The following is a 23,308-nucleotide window of genomic DNA, read 5'->3' on the forward strand; positions in this document are numbered from 1 at the left end:
GTCGTTTCGCGCGTCCTGCTGACCACCCGTGAGCCCTCTTCAGAGGGCGAACGTTCGCCATGCCTGTCACCCGGGCGGCGGTTTCTGGAATTCGATGAGTCGTAATTCATTGCTGCTCCTTTATGCGGTTGCTGTCGACACGCATCAATCCTGCTCTGCCAGCTCGTCATGCAAAGACGCAGCAACAAGCTTCGCAAAGCGCTCCAGCGCTTCAACGGAACCATGCACAGTGCGGTATTCCTGACGTCCAATCTTTGCGTCAAGAACAACCGTTATTCCCGATTTTCGAGCCAGGTCCAGGATGTCCATCTGATGCTCCACATCGCAGAATCATGCGATTCAGTTCGAACGATGACGCGTACGAACGGTTTGTCTACGAAAGTGATTCTAGGCACTCCGCGGTAGACATCAACGGAGCAGCGACGAATTCACAGTTTTGAGTTTGACAACAATCGAGGCGGCGGCCCGAACGCTACGCGTTCCAATCGGATTTCCGAACGCTAAAAAATGGAATTGTCCGAAGAATGACCACAACGTCGATCTGGGCTGGTGAGGGTATTGCTCGCGATCTCGAGAACGTCCGTCGCGCTTGAGCGCGCAGACTTTGTTCTGTTGGGTGAGCGCACACAGCGGTTCAAAAAGCGTTGTCTACCGCCAGACATCGTCGCTTCTCAATCTGGCTGTAAAAGCCTCGTGGTCGAAATCGATGTTGTTTATTTTCAGGTGGTTAGGGCCGCTCAGAGGGTGTGCGAATCAGGGTTGGCACAACCCGTGCATTTGTAGCCGTGGGCGCAACGGCGACCGGTTTGGTGCTAGCGCCACGGCGTCAGCAGCATTGCTCAGATTCCGGGAAGCGTGTTGTTCGTTTGAGCCTCTTTGTTAGCGCGGCACGGTCCTGCGCGTCGTCCCATCAACGTTAACCATGGCGCGCCGCGATGGACCTGATCCGGGTGCATTCGAATGTTCAACAAGCTTATTGGAGTCATCATGAAAGCGAAATCTATCGCTACCTTGTTAGTCGCAAGCGCCGTATCGCTGGCGGCTCCCGCCTTCGCGGGCGGTTACGGCCAGACTTCCGTCTCTCGCACCGACGTCGATGCGCCAGCATCGCAACGTGGTCAAGCCGCTCAAACGAAGGCCGCGTCAGAAGGCCAGGGCAGCGCGGTTGACGGGAACCACAGTGGCGTCGGCGGCGCGGAATCGGTCAAGTCGCAATCCGGCCGGCGTGCCCCGGCTGATAGCATCGATCCGATGTATCGCGGTGGTTGATGAGTTCGTTCGCGGAGCACCAGTTTGCTGGTACTCCGCGACTGAACCGTTGCTTCGCGCCGGCACAATCGATAGCGCGAACAGGAACATCGCATCACGCCGCACCCGGATCAGCATGCCTGATCCGCGTAAGGATGAACCTCCTCCGCAACTCGAATCCAAGACGTTCATACAACCCGATCGCGGAATGGTTGTCGCCGAGTACGTGCAGGAATGGAGTCTCCCCACGTTGCTCGATGTCCCGGCACAACACCTTCACGAGCCGCCCAGCCAGGCCCCTGCCGCGCCACGCGTCATCCACGCAAACCGCGCTTATCTCGACGAACCCGTCGAGATGCATGCGTTCGCCTGCCATCGCAATGAGACGCCCCCGGTCGCGAACTCCAATGTAGTTGCCCATCTCGTGCGTTCGCTTGCCGAAAGGACCCGGTTTGGTCTTTTGGACCAGATCGAGCATGTCTTTCGCATCGACGCTACCCAGGGGGATGACTTCCAGATCATCCGTGCCTCTGGCTTCGTGGCGAGTGGCCACCATCTGATGGATCATGCCCATCGGCTCTGCTCGTAGAGCATCGACTGGATCGACTGGATCGAAAGACAGCAATGCCACCTGCTCGTGAGGAAGCAGGAGCTGATGGAGCGTCTGGTAGGCCGCCGGGGTGTCACACGCGACAGCTGCAAACGGAGCTACGTCGGGGTGGTAGCGACGGGCAAGCAGGTCACCTTGCCGGAGATGCGCCTGTCTGCCTGTCAGGGCCGCCCAGATCGGGCGGTCGAGGCTGGATTGTGTTGAATGGTTCATGTCGGGTCCTTTCGCTCGCGCTACTTTACTATTGATGCCTCAAGCAGCGTTTATCAGAAAACCGAGCGACATAAGTGGTCCCGACGCAGTCAGACGTCACTCATACAGAGCCAGATATTGATGAAGAGACTGAATGGCGGCAGCGCCTTCTCCGACCGCGGCGGCAACCCGCTTCACCGAGCCACTGCGAACGTCACCCACTGCGAAGATGCCGGGCCGGCTCGTCTCCAGATAATGAGGAGGGCGGTCGGACGGCCACCCGGTGATTGCATCGGGGCCAGTGAGCACAAAGCCGTTCTTGTCCAGCGCAACGCAATCGCCGAGCCAGCCGGTATTGGGCTGTGCACCAAGAAACAGGAAGACGTGCCGGACCGGCTTTGATTCAATATGCCCTTGCCGGTCCCATTTGACAGATTCAAGTTGTGCTTCGCCGTTCAACTCGACGATCTGCGTCCGTCGATGAACGGTGATGTTCGCAGCCGCGTCAATCCGCCTGATCAAATAGTTCGACATGCTCGCGTTGAGTCCGTCGCCGCGAATCACGATGTGGACGTGACGCGCAAGTCCCGCGAGGAAAACCGCTGCCTGGCCGGCTGAATTTCCTCCGCCGACGATAATCAGCTCTTCGTTGGCGCAAAACGCGGCTTCCATAAACGTTGCGCTGTAATAGACTCCGCGTCCCTCAAAATGCTCAAGGCGGGTCAGCGACGGTTTTCGATAGCGAGCGCCGGTAGCGATGACGACAGCGCGGGCATACACGTGCTCATCGTAATCAAGAACGATGTGAAAGGGCGGCGCGTCGTGGCATTCGATGCCGAGTACTTCGATGGGTACGCCGACCTCCGCGCCGAATTTACGGCATTGAGACAGGCCGCGTCCAGCAAGCGCCTGTCCCGAGATACCTGTTGGGAATCCGAAGTAATTTTCAATCTTCGAGCTGGTACCCGCCTGGCCGCCTGGGGCCTTGGTGTCGAGAACCGCCACCCTCAGTCCTTCGGATGCCGCATAGACTGCGGCCGCAAGACCTCCCGGTCCCGCGCCGACCACGACCACATCGAACCGCTCGCCATTCAACCTGTCGGGGCTCAGGCCAATCGCATCAGCCACGGCCCGGTTGGTCGGACGCTTTAGCGCGATGCCTTGCAATGTGATGAGCACCGGTATGTCCGCGTCCGTCGCGCCATAACGCTCAAGGAGCGCCTTTGCTTCCTCATGCTCCTCGATATCGAAGTAGGCCGAAGGCTGGGCGTTGCGGCTCAGAAAATGCCGCAAACGGAGCGTGGCCGCAGAAGCCGAACTGCCAATGACCAGAACACCCCCGTTCTGATCCTGAATGAACGCGACGCGTCGCAGGATAAACGCGCGCATGATCGTTTCACTCAACTCCGCTTCTGCAATGACGAGCGCGCGTAGCGATTCCTCGTCGATAACGATAACTTCGCAATCACAGGTGGCGCGTGCGGTTGCCACCGCGGCGCGGCCGGCAAGGGTTCCGACCTCGCCGGTGAAGCTGCCGGGACCGTGCGAGCCCAGAATATGGAGACTGTCTCCGAAGCCTCTCGTCGCCTCGATTGTCCCGGAGACGATGGCGAACATGGGAATGTGCCGATCGCCTTCGGAGAACAGCACGTCGCCCGTTTTCAGTTTGCGTCGTTCGCCGTATCTCTCCAATAGCGCAAACTGCCTTTCATCCAGCCTTGGAAAAATCTGATGGTGACGGCTGCCGCCTGTCATCAGTTCTTCAACTCTGCCTGAAGACTTATCGCTCATGGGGGCGTTCCGAATGGGTGGGCGCACATTGCGACCCTGGTGAGCCTGTTACCGGATTCCGCGTCGGCGCGGACAATCCGGAAGGCTGGAAAAGACTGCGAACCGCGAGATCCGCACAGATTGTGCGCCTGGCCTCCGTTATCAGTAAAGTGCGCGCCGAGAGGGTGGACCGCGTGCAATGTGCTCGCTGCGAAAGTCCCGGGGTGGCCACCCGAGGGCGATCGCCACCGGTACCCGGACGGCCGTTCTAACGCCCGCTGCGCCCCATCGCGAGTGGCATGTCGGCCCCGCTGAAATGCCGCGCTCGCCCGCCCTGTTAATCAAGAGACGGCGGCCCCCACCCCGTCGGCGTGTAAACTGCTGACTTTTTTGAATCTGGTGGAATGGTGCAAGCCTCACAGCGCACAGGTTTCAGCAGTCCGGCGCTCATTCGCTTACTTGCTCGCTTGACGGACATCGATGTTTCCGACTCCAGCCAATCGCTCTCGCACCGGCTGAGCCAATGGCTCGACTGGACCGATGCCGTCGCGCTGTCCACGGCGCTGAAGGGCAATCCGCCTGCCGAAGCCTCCGGCGCGCGAGCCAACGGCCACGCTGAAGAGAACGAGTGCGCCCGCGTGCGCACCGCGTTGGCGAATGCCATCGCCGGCGATAGTGCGTTCGCCGCCGGCAGGCGGCGCGGGCCTGCGCAAGCGGGGCCCCAGGGCGCCCCCGTGGACGCAGCGGTCGATTACGCGGTTTTTCGTCAGCGCTATCTCTCCATGCAGCAGACGATGGAGACGGCCATCGGCAACCTGCGCGGCCGCCTGCGGGGAATGCTGGCCGCCGGGACGCCCGGCATGGCCCGGCTCGCGGCGGTGGATGCCGTCATGGAGCGGGCGCTGAGCGAGCGCGAGCGGAGTCTGCTGGCCGCCGTGCCCGTGTTGCTCGCAGGGCATTTCGCGCGTTTGCGCGAGGCCGGGCAGGATACGCTGACCGCCGCCCAGGCCTCGGGGGACACCGGGGCGGCCACGCCCGGCGCATGGCTGGACGTGTTCCGCAAGGATATGCAGAGCGTGTTGCTCGCCGAACTGGATGTTCGTTTTCAACCGGTCGATGGGTTGCTTGCGGCCCTTCGCACCCGCTAACTGGGACACTATGTCCAGATATCTTCTTGCTCTTGTTGTTTTTCTGGCAGGTCTGGCCGCTGTGTGCTGGACCGGCGCCGGCTACGTCGGCTCGAATCCACTGGCGCTGGCCGTCACGATGCTGGTTGGCGCCTTCTACCTGGGGGGCGCGCTCGAACTGCAACGCTACAGCCAGGCCACTTCCAGCCTGGCGCGCGCTGTCACGGGCCTCTCCGGACCACCGCCCAGCCTGGGTGCCTGGCTCGACCCATTGCATCCCAGCCTGCGCAATGCAGTGCGCCTGCGCATCGAGGGTGAGCGCGTGGCCCTGGCCGGCCCGGCGCTAACGCCGTATCTGGTCGGCTTGCTGGTGTTGCTGGGCATGCTGGGTACGCTTCTCGGCATGGTGGCGACCCTGAGGGGCACCGGGATGGCGCTGGAAAGCGCGACGGACCTGCAGGCTATCCGCGCTTCGCTGGCCGCACCGGTCAAGGGACTGGGGTTTGCGTTCGGCACCTCGATCGCGGGCGTGGCCACATCCGCCATGCTGGGGCTCCTCTCCGCGTTGTGCCGGCGCGAGCGGCTCCAGGCGGCGCAGATGCTCGACGTGAAGATCGCGACGACATTGCGCGTCTATTCGCAGACCCATCAGCGCGAGGAAACCTTCAAGCTTTTGCAGCGGCAGGCCGAAGTGATGCCCACCCTGGTCGACCGGTTGCAGGCGATGATGGCGACCATCGAGCAACAGAGCTTCGCCTTGAACGAGCGGCAGATCGCCAGCCAGGATGCCTTCCACGGCAAGGCCGAGGCCGCCTATACGCGCCTGGCTTCGTCCGTGGAGCAGTCGTTGAAGGAGAGCGTCGCCGAAAGCGCCCGCACCGCCGGCGCGGCGCTACAGCCGGTCATGGAGGCGACGATGGCGGGTCTCGCGCGCGAGACGGCTTCGTTGCACGACACCGTCACGCACGCCGTAGAGCGGCAGCTGGCCGGGCTGTCGACCGGTTTCGAGGCGACGACCACTAACGTGGCGGACATCTGGAACCAGGCACTGGCGGGGCACCAGCGCTCGAGCGAGGCGCTTGCGCAGCACCTGCGCACGTCGCTGGATCGATTCACTGAAACCTTCGAACAACGCTCGGCCGGTCTGCTGGAAGGCGTCTCCACGCGCCTCGACGCCATGGCGGGTAGCGTGTCGGAAGCGTGGAGCGAGGCGCTGTCGCGGCAAGAACGCGTCAGCGAGAAGCTGGCGGGCCACAACGAGCAGGCCCTGACGGTTGCCGCAGCGACCTTCGAGCAGCACTCGGCGTCGCTGCTACGCACCGTGGGCCAGTCGCATGCGGACTGGCAGGCGGACCTGGCATCGCGGGACCAGCAACGGCTGGCGGCCTGGACCGAGACGCTCGGTTCGATGGCCGCTACGTTAAGCCGCGAGTGGGAGCAGGCGGGCGCGCGCACCGCGAGCCGGCAACAGGCGATCTGTGACACGCTGGCACAGACCGCGCACGATATATCGGCCCAGACGCAGGCACACGCCAGCGACACGATCGCCGAGATCTCCCGCCTCGTGCAGGCCGCGTCGGAAGCCCCCAGGGCCGCGGCCGAAGTCGTCGCCGAACTGCGCCAGAAGCTCTCCGACAGCATGGCCCGCGACACCGCGATGCTGGAGGAGCGCAGCCGCCTGCTGGAAACGCTGGAAACCCTGCTCGATGCCGTGAACCATACCTCCACCGAACAGCGGTCAGCCGTCGACGCGCTAGTCGCCACGTCGGCAGAACTGCTGGATCGTGTCGGCACCCAGTTCACCGACAAGGTCGAGCTTGAGACCGGGAAGCTCTCCGCCGTTGCCGCACAGGTCACCGGCAGCGCCGTCGAGGTGGCGAGCCTGGGTGAAGCATTCGGGGTGGCTGTCCAGCTGTTCGGCGAGTCGAACGACAGGCTGGTGGTCCACCTGCAGCGGATCGAAGCCGCGCTGGACAAGTCCCTCGCGCGGAGCGACGAACAGCTTGCCTATTATGTCGCGCAGGCGAGGGAAGTCATCGACCTGAGCATGATGTCGCAGAAGCAGATCGTCGAAGACCTGCAACAGCTCGCCGGTCAGCGGGCGTCCGCCGGAGCTGAAGTGGCATGAGCGACGAAATCGACGGCGGCGTGGAGACGACGGCGCCGATATGGCCCGTCTTCGGCGACCTGATGTCGGTGCTGCTGGGCGCCTTCGTGCTGATCCTGGTGGGCGTCATCGGCGTGCAACTGGAGCTCTCGACCAGGCTGGAACAGGAGGTCAGGCAGCGTCAGATGGAAACGCAGCGCCGCAAGAGCCTGGAGCAGGCGCTGGCAGGGCCGCTGGCGGCGGGCCGGGTGACGCTGGTCAACGGGCGCATCGGCATCAGCGGCAGTGTGTTGTTCGCGCTGAACTCCGATCAGTTGCAGCCCGAAGGCCGGGAAGTATTGAAGAGCCTGGCTGGGCCGCTGTCCGCTTACCTCCAGACCCGGGACGAGATCCTGATGGTGAGCGGCTTTACCGATGACCGGCAGGTGCGGGAGGCTAACCGTCGCTTTGCCGACAACTGGGAGCTGTCGGCCCAGCGCGCGCTGACGGTGACCCGTGCGTTGATCGATGAAGGCATTCCTTCCTCCTCGGTATTTGCGGCCGCGTTTGGCTCCCAGCAGCCCGTGAGCTCGAATGCCGACGACGCGGGACGGGCCAGGAACCGGCGAGTGGAACTGGCGCCGATCCCGAGGCCCTCGACCGCAGCGGCGAAGCCCCGTGAGTAGCGGCGCTGGTGTGACAGGCAAGGCCCGGGCGACGCTCGACGCATGGCGCGAGCGCGGCGCCGATCGCCTGGATCCTGTCCGCTTTCGTTTCATCGAGGCGCTGGATCGGCGCGCGGCGCGCCACAGCGGCGACGCGCGACGTATCCTGGACGACAGGCTGTCCACACTGCTCGCGGCGTATGCCAGCGGTCTCGAGCGCGCCGCATCGCGGGCTGCCGACGCCGGCAGCGCGGCATCACCCGCCGGGCCCGCTCGCGGAGCGCTTGCCGGACTGATCGATTACATCGCCAGCCATGCGCCCGCTGGTGGAGACGAGCCCGCTGCGGGTGACGTCGCATCCCGGTCTCCCGCCTGGCCAGAACTGGAGGCGCTCGATTACTTCAGAGCGCTCTCGTCGAAGGTCAGGAACGAGAGACAGTTCCGACAGTCGCTGGAGCAGGTGCCCGGGAATGCCGGTCCGCTCAATTCGAGTAGCCTCGTGCATCGGTCGCTCTCGCTGATGCGCGAGCTGTCGCCAGGCTATCTCCAGCAGTTCCTGTCGTACGTCGACGCGTTGTCGTGGATGGAGCAGATGAACGGCGGCGTCCTGGCGGGTAAAGATGCGCCTCGCGTCGGGAGCGTCAGGAAGAGTACTCGGGGCAATTCACGCTAACGCCGTGAGGGGGAAGCGCCTGGAAGCCTTGAGGCGCTCGCCCGAAATCCATGAACGATGGATATCGAACGTCACCTGGAACCCACAGCCCAATCGAGCGCCGCATCGAACAGTGTTGCGCCGTCGGCACTCAGCTTTTCAAAGGACCGGTTGCCGAGGAACACAGCGACCCGACGCGCCGGCGCGATGAAATCGTAGTCCATCGTAGCGCCCTTCTCGTAGGCGAACATCACCGCCTCGGTCGGCTCGCCCGGAACAGTGGCGATGACGGTCGCACCGGGAGCCGGCTTACCCCAGCCCATTTCATCGTCGCGTGGATATACCCACCGCTTGCCCGCAGGGATCCCGCCTGCCAGCGGACTCGGCGCGTTGACCACGTTGATATAGTGTTCCTTCTCCAGCGTGCCGAAATCCTCGCCCTTCTTTTGCCCCGTAAATCGCAGCGAATCAAACAGGTCTGACTCCCATGTCAACAACGGCACGGGCACGTCTCGAAACGCCGTTCCCACCATGTCTCGCGCGCTGACGACCGAAGAAATGATCACCAGATCTTCGCCTTGCGCGACGCTGACCGGGCTGCTCTGGTCGACCATGGTGACGATCATCCCACGCTCCTCGAGATGAGCGCGGACCTTGTCGTCTGCTTCCCGGTCACGGTGTGCGAGCCGGGTCACATACAGCACTTTTTTATGATCGGTGATCTGCCGGGTTCCGACGCCAGGAGGCGCCCCATAAGCCATAGCGCTGCTACTCAGTTCGACGATGGCCACCACGGCGACGGCAATCGTGGCAAACGTCTCGCGGCGCCGAAGCGATGCGAACTTCAGGAGGCTGGCGGCCATTAACCGCGTAACCCGGGATAGCCGATACACCGAAAAGATGGACGTCAACATGCTCTTCCTTTAAGAAGCCGCGTTCAGATAAGGGCTGGTTAGAAATCGAAGGTCGATGTGAGCGAGACCGTGCGTTCCAGTCCGATGCCCAACTGGCTCGATCCCGCCGACGCCCAGTAGTGTTTGTTGAATGCGTTCTCGACGTTTAGCTGAAACGTCGCACCTTTTCCGAAGATTTGCGTCGCATAGCGGGCACCTGCCGAGAACAGTGTGTAGCCGGGGATAGTTGCCTGATTTGCATCGTTGATCGGGCGCGATCCGACGAAATAGGCCCCGCCATTGAGCGAGAGACCTGTGACGTGCGGTATGCGGTAATTCAGGAAAATGCTGCCCGTATAGCGAGGCGTGTTTTCGGGACGCTTTCCGAGTGTGGTCGCATCCGTACTGTCGACAAGCCGGGCATTCAGCCACATGCCTGTGGTCACAATCGAAAGGTCGCCGGTAATGTCGCCCTGGTACGAAAACTCCAGTCCGCGATAACGACCGGTGCCGTTCAGCGCATAGATGTTATTCGCGTCGGTACTCGCAGCGGGCTGGCGAATCTGGAACAAGGCAATCGAAGCAAGGGAATCGTTGCTGAAGCGATGTCGCACGCCTATCTCTTCCTGTTTGCTAACGGCGGCCGGCAACACCTGGTACGCGTTCGATGCAGTGGCCGGGGCACTCCCGGCCGATTCGAGCCCTTCGATATAGCTCGCATACACGCTGGTCTGCGGTGTCAGCTTGTAGACCAGACTCGCGGATGGCGACGTGCGGTTCACATCCTGTGTCGGTGTGTTGGCCTGTGTCGCGTGGTAATCGGCGTAGCGCAGGCCAGGGGTGAATTGCAACTGCGGCGTCAAGTCAATGCGATCGAACACATAGGCGCCGCCGTTGCTGATGTGCTGCGCGTAGAAGGCTTTTGAGCCCGCGGCGGTGAGCTTTGCGATGCTGACGGGCGCGTACAGGTTTTGTGCCGCGGTGTAGTAGTAAGTTGTGAAATCGGGCTGGAACTGCCAGGTCTGAGACATGTCAAACGTGACATCGTGATGGATACTGCCCGTGTGGAAATCGCCATTCATCTCCGCGCGAACGATTTTGCTCTCGTAGAACTGGCCGTTCTGCTTGCTTCCCTGCAAGGTCCCGGCGCCGGTGTTCACGTTGTACTTTTGCATGATCCAGAGCCAGCGATCGCGCTGCGTGATGGATTGACCCACCGACACATTCGCGCTCCAGTTATCGGAGATCAGATAGTCGGCGCGAAACAGCTGGCTCGTGGCTGTCGCGTTTGTTTTCTTGTCGTTAGGGACGAGCAGGGTGGATGCATCAGGTAATCTGGGCAGCGTAATCACGCCCTTTACCGCCGCCAGCGGCGTGATACCCGCCTGCTCTACAACGCGCTGGTCGATGTGCTCGAGGTCGTATTTGAACGACAGGCGACTGGTTGCTCGCCAGTCCAGCGCGACGCTCTCGAACTTCCGATAGCCGCGGTCACCCGTGATTGGGGTCTCGAGATGCTCATCCATCGCGTTCACGCGTATGCCGAACTGATTATCCGCGCCGAAGCGGCGCGCGAGATCGGCATGCACGCCCACGGAGCCGTTTGAATCCACCAGAACGGATGCGCTCGTCACCGGCGTACTGCCGGCGCGCTTCGTGACCATGTTGACAATGCCCGCCGGGACCGCAAAACCGTAGTAGAGCGCGGACGCGCCCTTCAACACCTCGACGCGATCCTTGTCCTCCATCGGCATCCAGATGTTGTTGTCGATCGGCAGCACGCCGTCGAGGTAATAGCTGGTACGGTTATCAAGGGGGATGCCGCGGATGGAGAGGTTGTCGTAAGCGATGCCGTTCAATTGCTGACGTACGACTCCCGCAACGTTGCGTAACGCGTCATAAAGGCCCGTTGCAGCTTGAGCCTTCAAGACATCGCTGGTCACGACGTTCACGGTTGCGGGGACGTCCAGCGCATCGAGGCCGCGGTACTGTCCGGTTTCGACTGTCTTCGGCGCATAGGTGCTCGCGCGCTGCAGATTCGTGCCGGTGACCGCCACGGCTTTGAGCGTGCCGCCGTCGGCAACGTCCCCTTCGGGCGTATGGCCCGCGTCCTGCGGCGAAAACCTGGCGGAAGACGCCGCAGAAGCAGGAACCGGATCAGCGGCAACGTCCGCAGCGGCGTAACTCACTACTGGCCAGGCTGCCGTCACGAGCACCGTTGCTGTACCAAACGCGCGGGGAAGCTCGAACTTTTTTAGACGCCCGATGCGACGGGGACGTCGGCTCGGCACAGCATATTTCATGGATTCTTCCGCAGTCGATATAGGAGAGGGTAAGTACGAATTGCTCATTCTCAAATGCGACGTATTCGCATTTGAGAATGGTTCGCATTTATACCCTCTTTCAATTTCCTTATCAAGTCGAAAGCATCCCGGGGATAGGCGTGGGATGCAGACCGTATGAAATGGAAGTGCGCAGGAGGTGGACAAACATCAACTGCGCGAGCTGCGCCGAAGCGATAGCGGCTCCGGGAAGGTCATCGGCCTGCTTGTGGACAAGTTTTTCCAGCAGCCACGTCAGGTTCGTCGCAGGCGGGGAACAGGTCTGAACATGTATTAGCGGTGGGAAGGCGCTGGCCAGAAAGTCGACGTTCGTCGAGTCGGGCAGCACGTGTCCGCCAGGCTGGATGCAATCCTCACTCCCGCCTGGCGTCGTGCATTTTTGATCTTGCCGGCAAACAGTGCGGTCGCATCGAGCGCGGTCGCATCCGGCATCAACCGGTTGCGACCGCTCCTTGCCTCACCGCTCGACGGCACCGTGCAATCGGATTTCAGTTGGGCTGCGGCCGGCAGAGCGTAGTACTCTGCGGCCGCCCGGCGACCCGTGGAAAACCTGGCTGTTCATTGACCGCCGAAGTAGAGCTTGTTCATTTCGTCGGCAGAAGCGGGGTGGCTGATTGCCGGAGCACCAGAGGCCGATGTCCCGCTGACTATCCCGCCATAAGCAGGCGCGCCGTTTTGCGCTGCAGCGCGCGTTTCTGCAGCCTGGATGTCGGCCGGATAATTAGGGTCTTCTCCCCTGGCCGGGTTATAGCTGGCCTCTTCGAGTTGTTTGAGTTCGGTGCGCACTTGCGCACGGGTTACGGGCGCGTCCGACTGAGCGAACGATACAACCGGAGCGGCGAGGACTGAAGCGGCGAAGACTGCAAACATTAGCGACTTCATGACGAATTACCTCCTGGGCTTAACCTTGCTTGCTACGAACGCCCACGTCTGTAGCTAGTCGTTAAGTCTAGGTGAGCTACCCTTCAGTATCGATACATTCGTTGAACCTGGTTCACACGGGCGCAACAGGCTTCGAGTGCAATGCCTTGTTTGATCTATTGGACTTTCATCTCCCCACCCGAAGTCTGGTTTCTAGTGTTGTTGCGCCGCTGCAATCCCGATCCGCCGCTCGATCCGCCCGAGCCGCACCACCGTGACGCCCGGACGCAACTGTCGTAACGAAGGCATCACCAGCATGCAATCCGGGTAGGGCGTACGTACCGCCTCGCCGTCCGACCAGCCGATCACGCTGCCCGCTTCCGCAAACACCTCGAGTCCCGTGTAAGGTCCAGCGAAGCAGAATTCGGTGCTGCGCGCGACGACCGGCTCCGTCACCTGCACGACCAGCATTTCGACGGGCAGCGGCGCGATCCAGTCCGCCGGCAGATCGCCGCGATCGATCACGCCTGACAACAGCAGGAATCGTGCTGTGACGTCGCGCGCGACGTCCACCGCACTCGCTTCCCAATGCTGTCCACACTCGATCAGCAGCGCGTTCTTTGGACTCTCTGCGTCGCCGAAGCCTGCGTAATCGCGCATTCGTCGTCCTTCGGGATGCCCTTCGTCGCGAATCACGGTTGCGGGCGTGCCGAGGCGAGCTGAAAGTTCGACGCCCTTCGCCAGCGGCCCCGCCACAATCAGCGGCCTGCTTTTCTCGTGCATCGAATGCAGATCGAGCAGCAGATCGACCGTGTCGATCACGGGCCGCATCTCACGGGCGCGCGCAAGCTCGCACGACGTACGCGACAGATCGTCGAGCACATTGCCCGTCCACACGCGGTTGAAATCCTGGTCGACGAAACGCGCGGCGTCGGGCCGCGCAGCGTCGAAGTTGCGGTACGCCGCGACGTTTGCGAACGACAACGTCAGCCGTCCACGCCGCGGCCGCAACTTCGCGCGCAACAGCGCGTCGACGACGATCGCGCCGCATACCTCGTTGCCATGCGTCAGCGCATTGATCATGACGTGCGGTCCGGCCACACCGGAATCGAACGTATGCAGATACGCGATGCCGGAGTCGCTATCCTCATGTACGGCTATGTCAGGAAACGCGACTTCGACGGGATAGGCTTTATCGTTCATTGCAGACCGCCCTGGCAGAGATATTTGATCGACAGGTAATCGTCGAGACCATACTTCGATCCTTCGCGGCCGTAACCCGATTCCTTCACGCCACCGAACGGCGCGGCTTCGCTGGCGAGCGCGCCTTCGTTGATGCCGACAATGCCCGCTTCGAGCTGCCGCGCGACGCGGTCGATACGCCGCACGTCCAGGCTGTAGAAATACGACGCGAGACCGAATGGCGTGTCGTTGGCCGCACGAATCGCGTCGTCTTCGCTATCGAAACGGAACAGCGGCACGACCGGACCGAAGGTTTCTTCGCAGCTCAACTGCATGGACGACGTCGCGTCGGCGAGCACGGTCGGCGCGTAGTAATTCGGGCCGAGTTCGGTGAGGCGCCGGCCACCCGCGAGCACCCGTGCGCCCTGATTCACCGCATCGTCGACGTGACGCGCGATCTTGTCGATTGCCCGTGCGTTGATCATCGGTCCGATCTGCGATGCGGGATCGGTGGCCGGCCCCACCTTCAGCGCGGCGACTTGCGTCGCGAGCCTGTCAGCGAACCTGGTGTAGATGCCCGACTGCACATACACGCGGTTCGGGCACACGCAGGTCTGCCCGCCATTGCGGAATTTCGCGGCCAGCAGACCCGTGACGGCCGCATCGATATCCGCATCGTCGAACACGATGAACGGCGCATTTCCGCCGAGTTCCAGCGACAGCTTCTTCAACGTGCCCGCCGATTCGCGCGCCAGATGTTTGCCGACGGGCGTCGAGCCGGTGAAGGTGATCTTGCGCACACGGCTGTCGGCGAGCCACTCGGCAACGGCGGGCACCGTGTTCTCGCGCGAGGCGGAGATCACATTGAGCACGCCAGGCGGCACACCGGCTTCGTGCGCGAGCAGCGCCAGTGCAAGCGCGGTGAGCGGGGTGTCTTCGGCAGGCTTGGCCACGACCGTGCAACCCGCGGCAAGCGCGGGTGCGATCTTGCGGGCGATCATGGCGAGCGGAAAATTCCACGGCGTGATCGCCGCGACGATGCCGATGGGTTCCTTCACCGCCGACATCCGTTTGCCGCGCTGCTGCTGCGGAATGATGTCGCCGTAGATACGCGTTGCCTCGTCGGCAAACCACGCGACATACGACGCGCCGTACATCACCTCGCCGCGCCCTTCGGCGAACGGCTTGCCCTGTTCGAGCGAGATCAGCTGGCCGAGCGCATCGGCATGTTCGACGATGGCCGCGTGCCAGCGGCGCAGCACCGCGGCGCGTTCGCCCGGCAGCGCGTCACGCCACGCCGGAAACGCACGTGCGGCGGCATCGGTGGCGGCACGCGCATCGGCCGGACCGCTGTCGGCGACCTGCGTGATCGTTCGTCCCGTCGCCGGATCGGTGACGGCGAAGCGCTGGCCGCTCGCCGCCGGCTGCCAGGCGCCGTCGATGAAATTGTCCGCGCGGATCAATTGGTCCAGTTGCAGTCGGCTGCTCATTGACACTCCTTTGTGGTCACGGTTAGCACGGCAGTCACGCGGCGGCTGCGTGTTTCGCCACGCGCGGGCGGCCCAACGCGGCGCGCACATCCGCCTGATCGAGCACGTCGTCGAGTGTCTTCGTCAGGCGTTCGAACAGCATGTCGAATTCGGCTGCTGTATAGCAGAGCGCTGGCGCAAAGCCGAGGATATTGTCGTTGAACGCACGGAACACGAGGCGATGGTTGTATGCCGCTGTAGCGATACGCTCCGACAGTTTCAGCGAAGCGTCGAAGCCGCGCTTGCTGTCCTTGTCCGACACCAGCTCGAGTGCACCGAGCAGGCCACGATGACGCGATTCGCCGACGAGCGGATGTGCGAGCAACGCGTCGAGGCCTTGCGCGAAGCGCGGCGCCTGCGCGATGCCGTTCGCCAGCAACCCGCCTTCGTGATAGAGCCGCATCACTTCGAGTCCGATCGCCGCGCTGACCGGGTGCGCCGAATACGTATGCCCATGGCCGATCACTGCCGACGCGTCGGCGCCGTCCGCGATGCCCTGATAGATCGCATCGGACATCAGCACCGCGCCCATCGGCGCATAACCCGCGGTCAATCCTTTTGCGACCGTCATCAGATCCGGTTCGACTTGTTCGGCCTGCGCCTGGCAGGCGAAGAGGGGACCCGTACGGCCGAAACCGGTAATGACCTCATCTGCGACGAACAGGATGTCGAGCTTGCGGCACGCGTCGCGCATCGCTTTCAGCCAGCCAGCCGGCGGCACGATCACACCGCCCGAGCCCTGAACCGGCTCGCAGAAAAAGGCGGCGACGTTGTCGGCGCCAAGCGCGGCGACCTTCGCTTCGAGCGCGGCGACCGATGCGGCGATCAGCGCCTGATCGTCGGTGTAATCGTTGCGATATGCATACGGCGACGGGATGTGGTGCTGCGTCGCGAGCGGCACATCGAAGTTGCGATGAAATGCGGGCAGCGCAGTGAGCCCCGAGCCCACCGACGACGAACCGTGATAGCCGCGTTCGAGCGCGATGATGTGCTTCTTCGACGGCCGGCCGGTTGCGTTGAAATAGTGGGTGATGAAACGCAACGCGGAGTCGACTGCGTCCGATCCGCCCAACGTGAAATACACATGTTGCAACGACGCAGGCGCCAGTTCGACGAGCTTCGCCGCAAGTTCGATCGCCGGTTCGGAGCCAAAGTGAAAGTAGCCGGTGGCGTAGGGCAGGCGCGTCATCTGTTCGGTTGCCGCGCGCACGATGCTGTCCTGACCGTACCCGACATTCACGCACCAGAGGCCGGAGAACGCGTCGAGCACTTCGTTGCCCGCCTTGTCGCGCAGAAAGGCGCCGCGCGCCGATTCGAGGATGGTAACGCCGCGCGCTTCATGGGCGCGGTAGCTGACGACGGGGTGAATCAGATGCTTGCGATCGGCTTCGATGAGGGACTGGGTCGGCGAATGAGTCGGCATGGTGGAATTCCCGTTCTGGAAAGGCTGTTGACCGTTCCATACTAATGAGTCACGCCGTGTGCCCGTGTCGCCAAATTAATCGCTGAAAAGCGCATTCACCGCGAATTGCCCTGCGCGCGCAGCATATTCTGCTGCGCGCCCGTCACCACGGGCCGACGGCACCTGCGAAGTGGCGTCTCTGTGATTCAGTACACCGCCTGACTCGTCACCGCGAACTGCCGCACGTCCGGATCGACCCGCAGCGGCCCATTGCGCACCATCGTCGTGATCGTATCGACGAGCGGCAGGCCCATTTCTTCGAGCCACGCTGACAACCCGCTGTCTTCCGGCGTATCGATCCGCACGAACATGCCCGCATTCAGCGCGAGCCAATGACTGATCAGCGCCTTCGCACGGCTGCAGTCCGGCGCGTCGGGGGCGATCACCGGCCCGATCACGTGCCCGTCGCCAAAGCGGCGAAACAGCGCGAAACCCAGCATTTCGCCATCGCGATCGAGCGCGATACCGTCGGCGGCTTCGAGCACCGCAGGCAGGATCGCGCTGCGGTCGAGCCCGCTTGCGCGCGTCGCCAGTTCAACGAGGCGTGGGGTGTCGTTCGAGCCGATCGGCCGCAGCCGTTCGCCCGGCGGCAACGAAACCAGCGGCGGCTGGAACGCCGCGCCCTGATGCTGATCGAGCGTGCCGGCGGCCGTAAAACCGAGCTGCTCGCAGATCGGTCGGCCGAGCGGCGACGCCTGCATCACCGTCGTGCGATCGCCGGTCTCCTTCAACTGCAGTTCGATCAGCTTGTGCCCGATGCCGCGCCCCTGATGTTCTGGCGCCACGATCAGCATCCCGAGCGCCGCGCCGCCGTCTCCATACATCCAGCGCAGCGTCGTGGCGATCACCACGCCGGCCTGTTCCGCGACGAACCCCTGGCCGGTTGCAGCGACGAAACGCCAGTCGTCGGGGCGATGCCGCCATTTCGCGGCGCGGGAGAGCGCGTGCGCCGCGACGAGGTCGTCGGCAGTGAAGGGCCTGTAAGTAATCGGGGAATTCTGTTGCTCGCCGGACACGCCGACCTCCTTGACTGAAGCCTTACACCCGCACTTTGGCATCGTCGCGCGAACTTGACTAGGACGATCTGGCTGTTCCCGGCCGTGCAGGCCCGCACTGCACGGGCGTCGGACGCCCCGACGCAGAAAATGCTGTGGGGGCGGCTACAACGCGTGCGATCTGCTGATTCGCTGTTTTTGTCGACGACATGTGCCAGAGGGCCGGGCATACGATTTACCCACCCCGAACCCATTCTGACGAGGACAGTACATGGACAGCTTCGATCCCGCCCAGGTCGTGGTACGTCAAGGCCACTTCATCGGCGGCGAATATGTCGACGAAGGCGCTGGACGGATCGACGTTGCGCGTCCGTCCGACGGCGTGATCTATGCCTCCGTGCCGCGCGCCGATGCGGCGCTGGTCGACCGTGCTGTCGACAATGCGTGGCAGGCGTTTCGCACAAGCGGCTGGGCGCACATGGCGCCGCGCGAACGCGCGCGCATTCTGCGCCAGTTCGCCGACCTGGTCGCCGCCGATGTCGCCACGCTCGCGCCGCTCGAAGCACTTGGCTCGACCCGGCCGGTTCGCGACGCCGCGGCCTGGGACGTACCGTTTACCGCCGAAGGCATCCGCTTCTACGCGGAGTTCGCCGACAAGATCGGCGGTGACGTGGTCGCGACCGATCACGATCATCTCGGCATGACGATCGCCGAGCCGATCGGCGTGATCGGCGCGATTGCGCCGTGGAATTTTCCGCTGGTGATGGCGTCGTGGAAGATCGCGCCGGCGCTCGCGGCCGGCAACGCGGTCGTGCTGAAGCCATCGGAGATGACGCCGTTTTCGGTGTTGCGGCTCGCTGAGCTGGCGGTCGCGGCGGGCGTGCCGCCGGGCATCTTCAACGTCGTACAGGGCGACGGCCGCACCACGGGCGATGCGCTGGTGCGTCATCCGCGGATCGGCAAGGTGACCTTTACCGGCTCGACCAGCACCGGCGCCGCGATCATGGCGGCGTGCGCAGAGACCGGCACCAAACCGGTCACGCTCGAACTGGGCGGCAAGAGCCCGCAGATCGTGTTCGCCGATGCACCGCGTCTGGCCGACGTCGCCGCGCGCATTGCCGGCGCGATTACCGGCAATGCGGGGCAGGTGTGCGTGGCCGGTTCGCGGCTGCTGGTCGAACGTTCGATCGCCGACGAGCTCGCCGGGCGCATCCAGCAGGTGTTCGCCGGGCTGCGCGCCGGGCCGACATGGGCGTCTGGCACGACATTGCCGCCGATCATTTCGGACCCGCAGGCGGCCCGTATCGACGCGATCGTGCAACGCACCGTCGCGAGCGGCGCGAGGCTCTGCTGCGGCGGTTCTCGCGTGGACGGTGCGACGCCCGGCGCGTTCTATGCGCCGACCATGCTCACCGGCGTCACGCCCGAATCGGAGGCGGTGCGGGCGGAAATCTTCGGCCCGGTTCTGACGCTGCAAACCTTCGACACCGAAGACGAAGCGCTCGAACTGGCGCGCCACCCGGACTACGGGCTCGCCGCTGGTGTTCATACGGCCGATCTCGGCCGCGCGCTGCGCTTCGTGCGAGGCATCGAGGCGGGCACGGTGTGGGTCAACCGTTACGGCCGCACCAGCGATTTCATGATCCCGACGGGCGGCTACAAGCGTTCGGGGATCGGCAAGGATCTCGGTCGGCAGGCTTACGAAGCCAATCTGCGCTTCAAGAGCGTGCTGATCGACATGCGGGTTTGACCCGATGTGAAACGGCGCGGCGGGGGCGGCGCCCGCGACACCGCAGAGTGTGCTGTGAGGGCCCCTCAAAACGCGTCGAATATGTTGTGAGCCAGCAGGATTTAGCGACACCCCCGCTTTTTTGCACTGATTAAATTTTCCACAGGAATGCGCTTTCCTGTATTTCGCCCCTGAGCTCCGGACGGGCTCACTTACACGAAAGGACTGACACCATGATCGATTTCGAGCCGAAGTACATCACGTTCGACTGCTACGGCACATTGACGAAATTTCGTATGGCGGACATGGCGCGCGAACTGTTCGCCGACCGCCTGCAAGGCGAACAGCTGGAGAAATTCGTCACGTTCTTCGCCGGCTATCGTCGCGACGAGGTGCTCGGCGCCTGGAAACCGTACCGCGACGTGGTCGTCAATTCGGTGCGCCGGGCCTGCCAGCGCATGAACATCGCGTTCAATGAAGCGGAAGCCGAAAAGTTCTACACGGCAGTGCCGACCTGGGGCCCGCACCCCGACGTGCCGGAAGGTCTGTCGCGCCTCGCGAAGAAGTACAAACTGGTGATCCTGTCGAACGCATCGAACGACCAGATCCAGAGCAACGTCGACAAGCTCGGCGCGCCGTTTTACAAGGTCTTCACCGCACAGCAGGCGCAGTCGTACAAACCGCGCATGCAGGGCTTCGAATACATGTTCGACCAGCTCGACTGCAACCCGGAAGACGTGCTGCACGTGTCGTCGAGCCTGCGTTACGACCTGATGACCGCGCACGACATGGGCGTCAGGCACAAGGCTTTCGTCAAGCGCGGCCACGAACCGTCGACACCGTACTACCAGTACTACGAAGTCGACGACATCGGCGGTCTCGCCACGCTGCTGGGCCTGTAAGCGCCCACGCCCACATCGTCTGCATCGCACAGGGACATCCGATGAAGCTCGATTCGTACTGGCTCGACACGGCGCCCGCCGGCATGGCGGCAGCCGAGGGACCGCCCGATGCGCGGGTCGACGTCGCCGTGATCGGCGGCGGCTTCACCGGGCTGTCGGCGGCGCTTGCGCTCGGCAAGCGTGGCGCGTCGGTCGCGGTGCTCGACGCGGGGCGCCTGGGCGGTGGCGCATCGGGCCGCAACGGCGGCCAGTGCAACACCGGTGTCGCGCAGGACTACGCGGCGCTGCGCGCGCAACTCGGCGTCGAGCGCGCGCAGCAGTGTTACCTCGCGTATGCGGCGGCAGTCGATACGGTTGAGCGGTTGATTCGCGAAGAACGCATCGACTGCGACTACCTGGCGACGGGCAAGCTGAAACTCGCCGCAAAACCGCATCACCTCGATCATCTGGAAAAAACCGCTGAGCTGATCCGGCGTGAAGTCGATCCGGATGTCGAAGTCATCGGCAGGGAAAGGATTCGCAACGAAGTCGCATCGGACAGCTTTTTCGGCGGGCTGCTGCAAAAGCACGGCGGACAGATGCATATGGGCAAGTTCGCCGCCGGTCTCGCCAACGCAGCGGTCCGCAACGGCGCGCGGCTTTTTGAACACGCCGAGGTCAGCGCGATCCAGAAGGAAGGCGGTGCATACCGGATCGTGTCGGCGCGTGGCGAAGTGCGCGCAAGCCAGGTGCTGATCGCCACCGGCCCTTCGCGGCACGGACCGTTCGGCTGGTATCGGCGGCGTATGGCGCCCATCGGCTCGTTCATCGTCGTGACCGAGCCGTTGCCGCCCGCGCTGCTCGCGCAACTTCTGCCGAAGCGCCGTTCGTACACGACGAGCCGCCTGATGCACAACTACTTCCGCATGACGCCGGATTCGCGCCTGCTGTTCGGCGGCCGCGCGCGATTCACCGCATCCGAGCAGCCTTCGGATGCGAAGAGCGGACGCATCCTGCAAGCCGGACTCGCGCGGGTGTTCCCGGAGCTCGCCCACGCGCGTATCGACTATTGCTGGGGCGGTCTCGTCGACATCACCGCCGACCGTCTGCCGCGCGCCGGCCAGCACGACGGCGTGTATTACTCGATGGGCTACAGCGGCCACGGCACGCAGATGTCGACGCACATGGGCCAGGTGATGGCCGATGTGATCGGCGGCAACGCAGCGGCGAATCCGTGGCGCGATTTCGACTGGCCGGCGATTCCCGGGCACACGGGCAAGCCGTGGTTTCTGCCGCTCGTCGGCGCGTATTACCAGATCAAAGACGTTTTTTATTGACCCCTGCCCGACAGCGACAGGCTACGGGACACCACGAACCACCTCACGCGGAGTACTTTCGATGAACCACGACAAATCGCCTGACGCACTGACGCAAGCCGGCATCCGGCTGGAAGAGCTGACCCGGCGCGGCGCATCACGACGCGAAGTACTGCGCGCGATGGCCGCCGGCGGCCTGATGTCGCTGACGGGCGCGGGCCTGCTGGCGAAGAGCGGCGCGGCATTCGCGCAAGCCAAGCCGAAGCAGGGCGGCAAGATCCGCGTGGCGACGCAGTCGTCGTCCGCGTCGGATACGCTCGATCCGGCCAAGGGCGCACTCGGCACTGACTACGTACGCGCCAACATGTTCTATAACGGCCTGACCGAACTCGACTCGCACCTTGGCGCGAAGATGGCGCTGGCCGAATCGCTGGATACGAAAGACGCGACCGTGTGGGTCGTCAAGCTGCGCAGTGGCGTGCAGTTCCATGACGGCAAGTCGCTCGCCCCCGCCGACGTGGTCTACTCGATCATGCGCCACAAGGACCCGGCGACTGCATCGAAGGCGAAGACCCTCGCCGACCAGATCAAGGATGTGAAGGCCACCGGCCCGAACGAAGTAACGATCACGCTGGAAGGCGCGAACGCCGACCTGCCGGTGATTCTCGCGACGTCGCACTTCCTGATCATCAAGGACGGCACGAAGGACTTCACAACGGCAGTCGGCACCGGCCCGTTCAAGGTCAGGGAATTCTCGCCGGGCGTGCGCACGGTCGGCGTGAAGAACGAGAAGTACTGGAAGCCGGGCATGCCGCACCTCGACGAGATCGAGCTGATCGGCATCGGCGACGAATCCGCGCGCGTGAATGCGCTGCTCTCCGGCGACGTGCAGCTGATCAACGCCGTGAGCCCGCGTTCGACGGACCGCATCAAGGGCACCAGCGGCTTCACGGTGCTCGAAACGAAGACCGGCCAGTACACCGACCTGATCATGCGCGACGAAGGCGGCATCACCGGCACTGAGGACTTCCGGCGTGGCATGACGTACCTGTTCGATCGCGAACAGATCCGCCGCGCGGTGTTCCGCGGTTACGGCGCGATCGGCAACGATCAGCCGATCGACCCGACCAACAAGTACTACATGGCCGGCCTGCCGCAACGCACGTTCGATCCGTCGAAAGCGAAGTTCTACTTCCAGAAGGCAAAGCTCGGCAATGCGCCGGTGCAGATCGTTGCGTCGCCCGCGGCCGAAGGGTCGGTCGAGATGGCGATGCTGCTGCAACAGGTCGCGCCGCAAGCCGGCCTCAACCTGCAGGTCACGCGCGTGCCCGCTGACGGCTACTGGTCGAACCACTGGATGAAGCATCCGCTCGGCTTCGGTTCGGTGAACGCACGCCCGAGCGCCGACGTGCTGTTCACGCAGTTCTTCAAGTCGGACGCGCCGTGGAACGAAGCGAACTGGAAGAGCGCGAAGTTCGACCAGATGCTGGTCGCTGCCCGCGGCGAACCGGACGACGCGAAGCGCAAGCAGATCTACGGCGACATGCAGGTGCTCGTGCACGACACCGGCGGCATTGGCATCCCGTTGTTCCAGAGCTCGCTCGACGCGCATACGTCGAAGCTGCAGGGCCTCGGCTCGATTCCGCTTGCCGGCCTGATGGGTTTTGCATTCGCCGAGAACGTCTGGCTTGAGGCTTGAGGCTTGACGCTTGAAGCGGCCCGGCTCCGGCCGTCCTGCTGTTTGCTGCAAACGTGCGCCGCTGCGGCT

At 63.4% G+C, this 23,308-nt stretch carries 19 protein-coding genes and 1 pseudogene; 9 read left to right on the forward strand and 11 right to left on the reverse strand.

The features are described from left to right. Positions 1 to 144: 144 nt before the first annotated feature. The gene (locus P3T21_RS24700) at positions 145 to 309 is read right to left on the reverse strand and encodes a hypothetical protein (protein ID WP_429258582.1); all 165 of its coding nucleotides are present in this window, start codon (positions 307 to 309) and stop codon (positions 145 to 147) included. A gap of 678 nt (positions 310 to 987) precedes the next feature. Between P3T21_RS24700 and P3T21_RS24705 the strand changes: the two genes are divergently transcribed. Continuing rightward, positions 988 to 1,269, forward strand: a complete 282-nt coding sequence (locus P3T21_RS24705) for a hypothetical protein (RefSeq protein WP_429258583.1) — start codon at positions 988 to 990, stop codon at positions 1,267 to 1,269. Between the two features lie 94 nt (positions 1,270 to 1,363). Here the strand turns inward: P3T21_RS24705 and P3T21_RS24710 are convergent, their stop codons facing one another. Further along, positions 1,364 to 2,071, reverse strand: coding sequence for a GNAT family N-acetyltransferase (locus tag P3T21_RS24710; RefSeq protein ID WP_429258584.1), 708 nt, complete (start codon positions 2,069 to 2,071; stop codon positions 1,364 to 1,366). Positions 2,072 to 2,167: 96 nt separating this feature from the next. After that, a complete protein-coding gene (locus P3T21_RS24715; RefSeq protein WP_429258665.1) occupies positions 2,168 to 3,841 on the reverse strand; it encodes an FAD-dependent oxidoreductase in 1,674 nt (557 codons plus the stop codon). A 383-nt stretch (positions 3,842 to 4,224) separates the two neighbouring features. Here P3T21_RS24715 and P3T21_RS24720 point away from each other — a divergent pair, with 383 nt between their 5' ends. Genes P3T21_RS24720 through P3T21_RS24735 form a run of 4 tightly spaced genes read left to right on the forward strand, consistent with a single transcriptional unit; the run spans position 4,225 to position 8,371 of the window. Next, positions 4,225 to 4,968 carry a DUF3348 domain-containing protein gene (locus P3T21_RS24720; protein WP_429258585.1) on the forward strand — a complete coding sequence of 248 codons (744 nt, stop codon included), beginning with the start codon at positions 4,225 to 4,227 and terminating at the stop codon, positions 4,966 to 4,968. Between the two features lie 10 nt (positions 4,969 to 4,978). Then, on the forward strand, positions 4,979 to 7,075 hold the full coding sequence (locus tag P3T21_RS24725) for a DUF802 domain-containing protein (protein WP_429258586.1): 2,097 nt from the start codon (positions 4,979 to 4,981) through the stop codon (positions 7,073 to 7,075). Then, positions 7,072 to 7,719 (forward strand): OmpA family protein, encoded by a 648-nt coding sequence (locus P3T21_RS24730; protein WP_429258587.1) that lies wholly within the window; start codon positions 7,072 to 7,074, stop codon positions 7,717 to 7,719. The genes P3T21_RS24725 and P3T21_RS24730 overlap by 4 nt, the downstream gene beginning before the upstream one ends. Further along, the gene (locus P3T21_RS24735) at positions 7,712 to 8,371 is read left to right on the forward strand and encodes a DUF2894 domain-containing protein (protein WP_429258588.1); all 660 of its coding nucleotides are present in this window, start codon (positions 7,712 to 7,714) and stop codon (positions 8,369 to 8,371) included. Before P3T21_RS24730 ends, P3T21_RS24735 begins: the two co-directional genes overlap by 8 nt. Before the next feature lie 71 nt (positions 8,372 to 8,442). Here the strand turns inward: P3T21_RS24735 and P3T21_RS24740 are convergent, their stop codons facing one another. From P3T21_RS24740 to P3T21_RS24775, 8 genes and pseudogenes are all read right to left on the reverse strand, one after another. Then, the gene (locus tag P3T21_RS24740; protein WP_429258589.1) at positions 8,443 to 9,213 is read right to left on the reverse strand and encodes a hypothetical protein; all 771 of its coding nucleotides are present in this window, start codon (positions 9,211 to 9,213) and stop codon (positions 8,443 to 8,445) included. 89 nt (positions 9,214 to 9,302) lie between these two features. Then, complete coding sequence (locus P3T21_RS24745; RefSeq protein ID WP_429258590.1) at positions 9,303 to 11,546, reverse strand: TonB-dependent siderophore receptor; 2,244 nt, start codon at positions 11,544 to 11,546, stop codon at positions 9,303 to 9,305. Between the two features lie 112 nt (positions 11,547 to 11,658). Next, a pseudogene (locus P3T21_RS24750) lies at positions 11,659 to 11,952 on the reverse strand (cupin domain-containing protein); the annotation flags it as partial. A 191-nt stretch (positions 11,953 to 12,143) separates the two neighbouring features. Then, positions 12,144 to 12,467, reverse strand: coding sequence for a DUF4148 domain-containing protein (locus tag P3T21_RS24755; RefSeq protein ID WP_429258591.1), 324 nt, complete (start codon positions 12,465 to 12,467; stop codon positions 12,144 to 12,146). A 192-nt stretch (positions 12,468 to 12,659) separates the two neighbouring features. After that, positions 12,660 to 13,649: a M14 family metallopeptidase gene (locus P3T21_RS24760; protein WP_429258592.1), complete on the reverse strand. Its 990-nt coding sequence runs from the start codon at positions 13,647 to 13,649 to the stop codon at positions 12,660 to 12,662. Next, on the reverse strand, positions 13,646 to 15,118 hold the full coding sequence (locus P3T21_RS24765) for an NAD-dependent succinate-semialdehyde dehydrogenase (RefSeq protein WP_429258593.1): 1,473 nt from the start codon (positions 15,116 to 15,118) through the stop codon (positions 13,646 to 13,648). Before P3T21_RS24765 ends, P3T21_RS24760 begins: the two co-directional genes overlap by 4 nt. A 34-nt stretch (positions 15,119 to 15,152) precedes the next feature. Further along, the gene (locus P3T21_RS24770) at positions 15,153 to 16,580 is read right to left on the reverse strand and encodes an aspartate aminotransferase family protein (RefSeq protein ID WP_429258594.1); all 1,428 of its coding nucleotides are present in this window, start codon (positions 16,578 to 16,580) and stop codon (positions 15,153 to 15,155) included. Positions 16,581 to 16,765: 185 nt separating this feature from the next. Next, positions 16,766 to 17,635, reverse strand: coding sequence for a GNAT family N-acetyltransferase (locus P3T21_RS24775; RefSeq protein ID WP_429258595.1), 870 nt, complete (start codon positions 17,633 to 17,635; stop codon positions 16,766 to 16,768). 250 nt (positions 17,636 to 17,885) lie between these two features. Between P3T21_RS24775 and P3T21_RS24780 the strand changes: the two genes are divergently transcribed. The 4 genes from P3T21_RS24780 (at position 17,886) to P3T21_RS24795 (ending at position 23,239) form a co-directional block, all read left to right on the forward strand. Continuing rightward, entirely contained in the window at positions 17,886 to 19,364 is a 1,479-nt protein-coding gene (locus tag P3T21_RS24780) for an aldehyde dehydrogenase family protein (RefSeq protein ID WP_429258596.1), read from the forward strand. A 212-nt stretch (positions 19,365 to 19,576) separates the two neighbouring features. Beyond that, positions 19,577 to 20,245, forward strand: a complete 669-nt coding sequence (locus P3T21_RS24785; RefSeq protein ID WP_429258597.1) for a haloacid dehalogenase type II — start codon at positions 19,577 to 19,579, stop codon at positions 20,243 to 20,245. Positions 20,246 to 20,286: 41 nt separating this feature from the next. Next, complete coding sequence (locus tag P3T21_RS24790; protein ID WP_429258598.1) at positions 20,287 to 21,561, forward strand: NAD(P)/FAD-dependent oxidoreductase; 1,275 nt, start codon at positions 20,287 to 20,289, stop codon at positions 21,559 to 21,561. A 61-nt stretch (positions 21,562 to 21,622) separates the two neighbouring features. Further along, positions 21,623 to 23,239, forward strand: a complete 1,617-nt coding sequence (locus P3T21_RS24795) for an ABC transporter substrate-binding protein (RefSeq protein ID WP_429258599.1) — start codon at positions 21,623 to 21,625, stop codon at positions 23,237 to 23,239. Positions 23,240 to 23,308: the final 69 nt, after the last annotated feature.

The organism is Paraburkholderia sp. GAS334 (assembly GCF_050436625.1).
Taxonomy (GTDB): domain Bacteria; phylum Pseudomonadota; class Gammaproteobacteria; order Burkholderiales; family Burkholderiaceae; genus Paraburkholderia.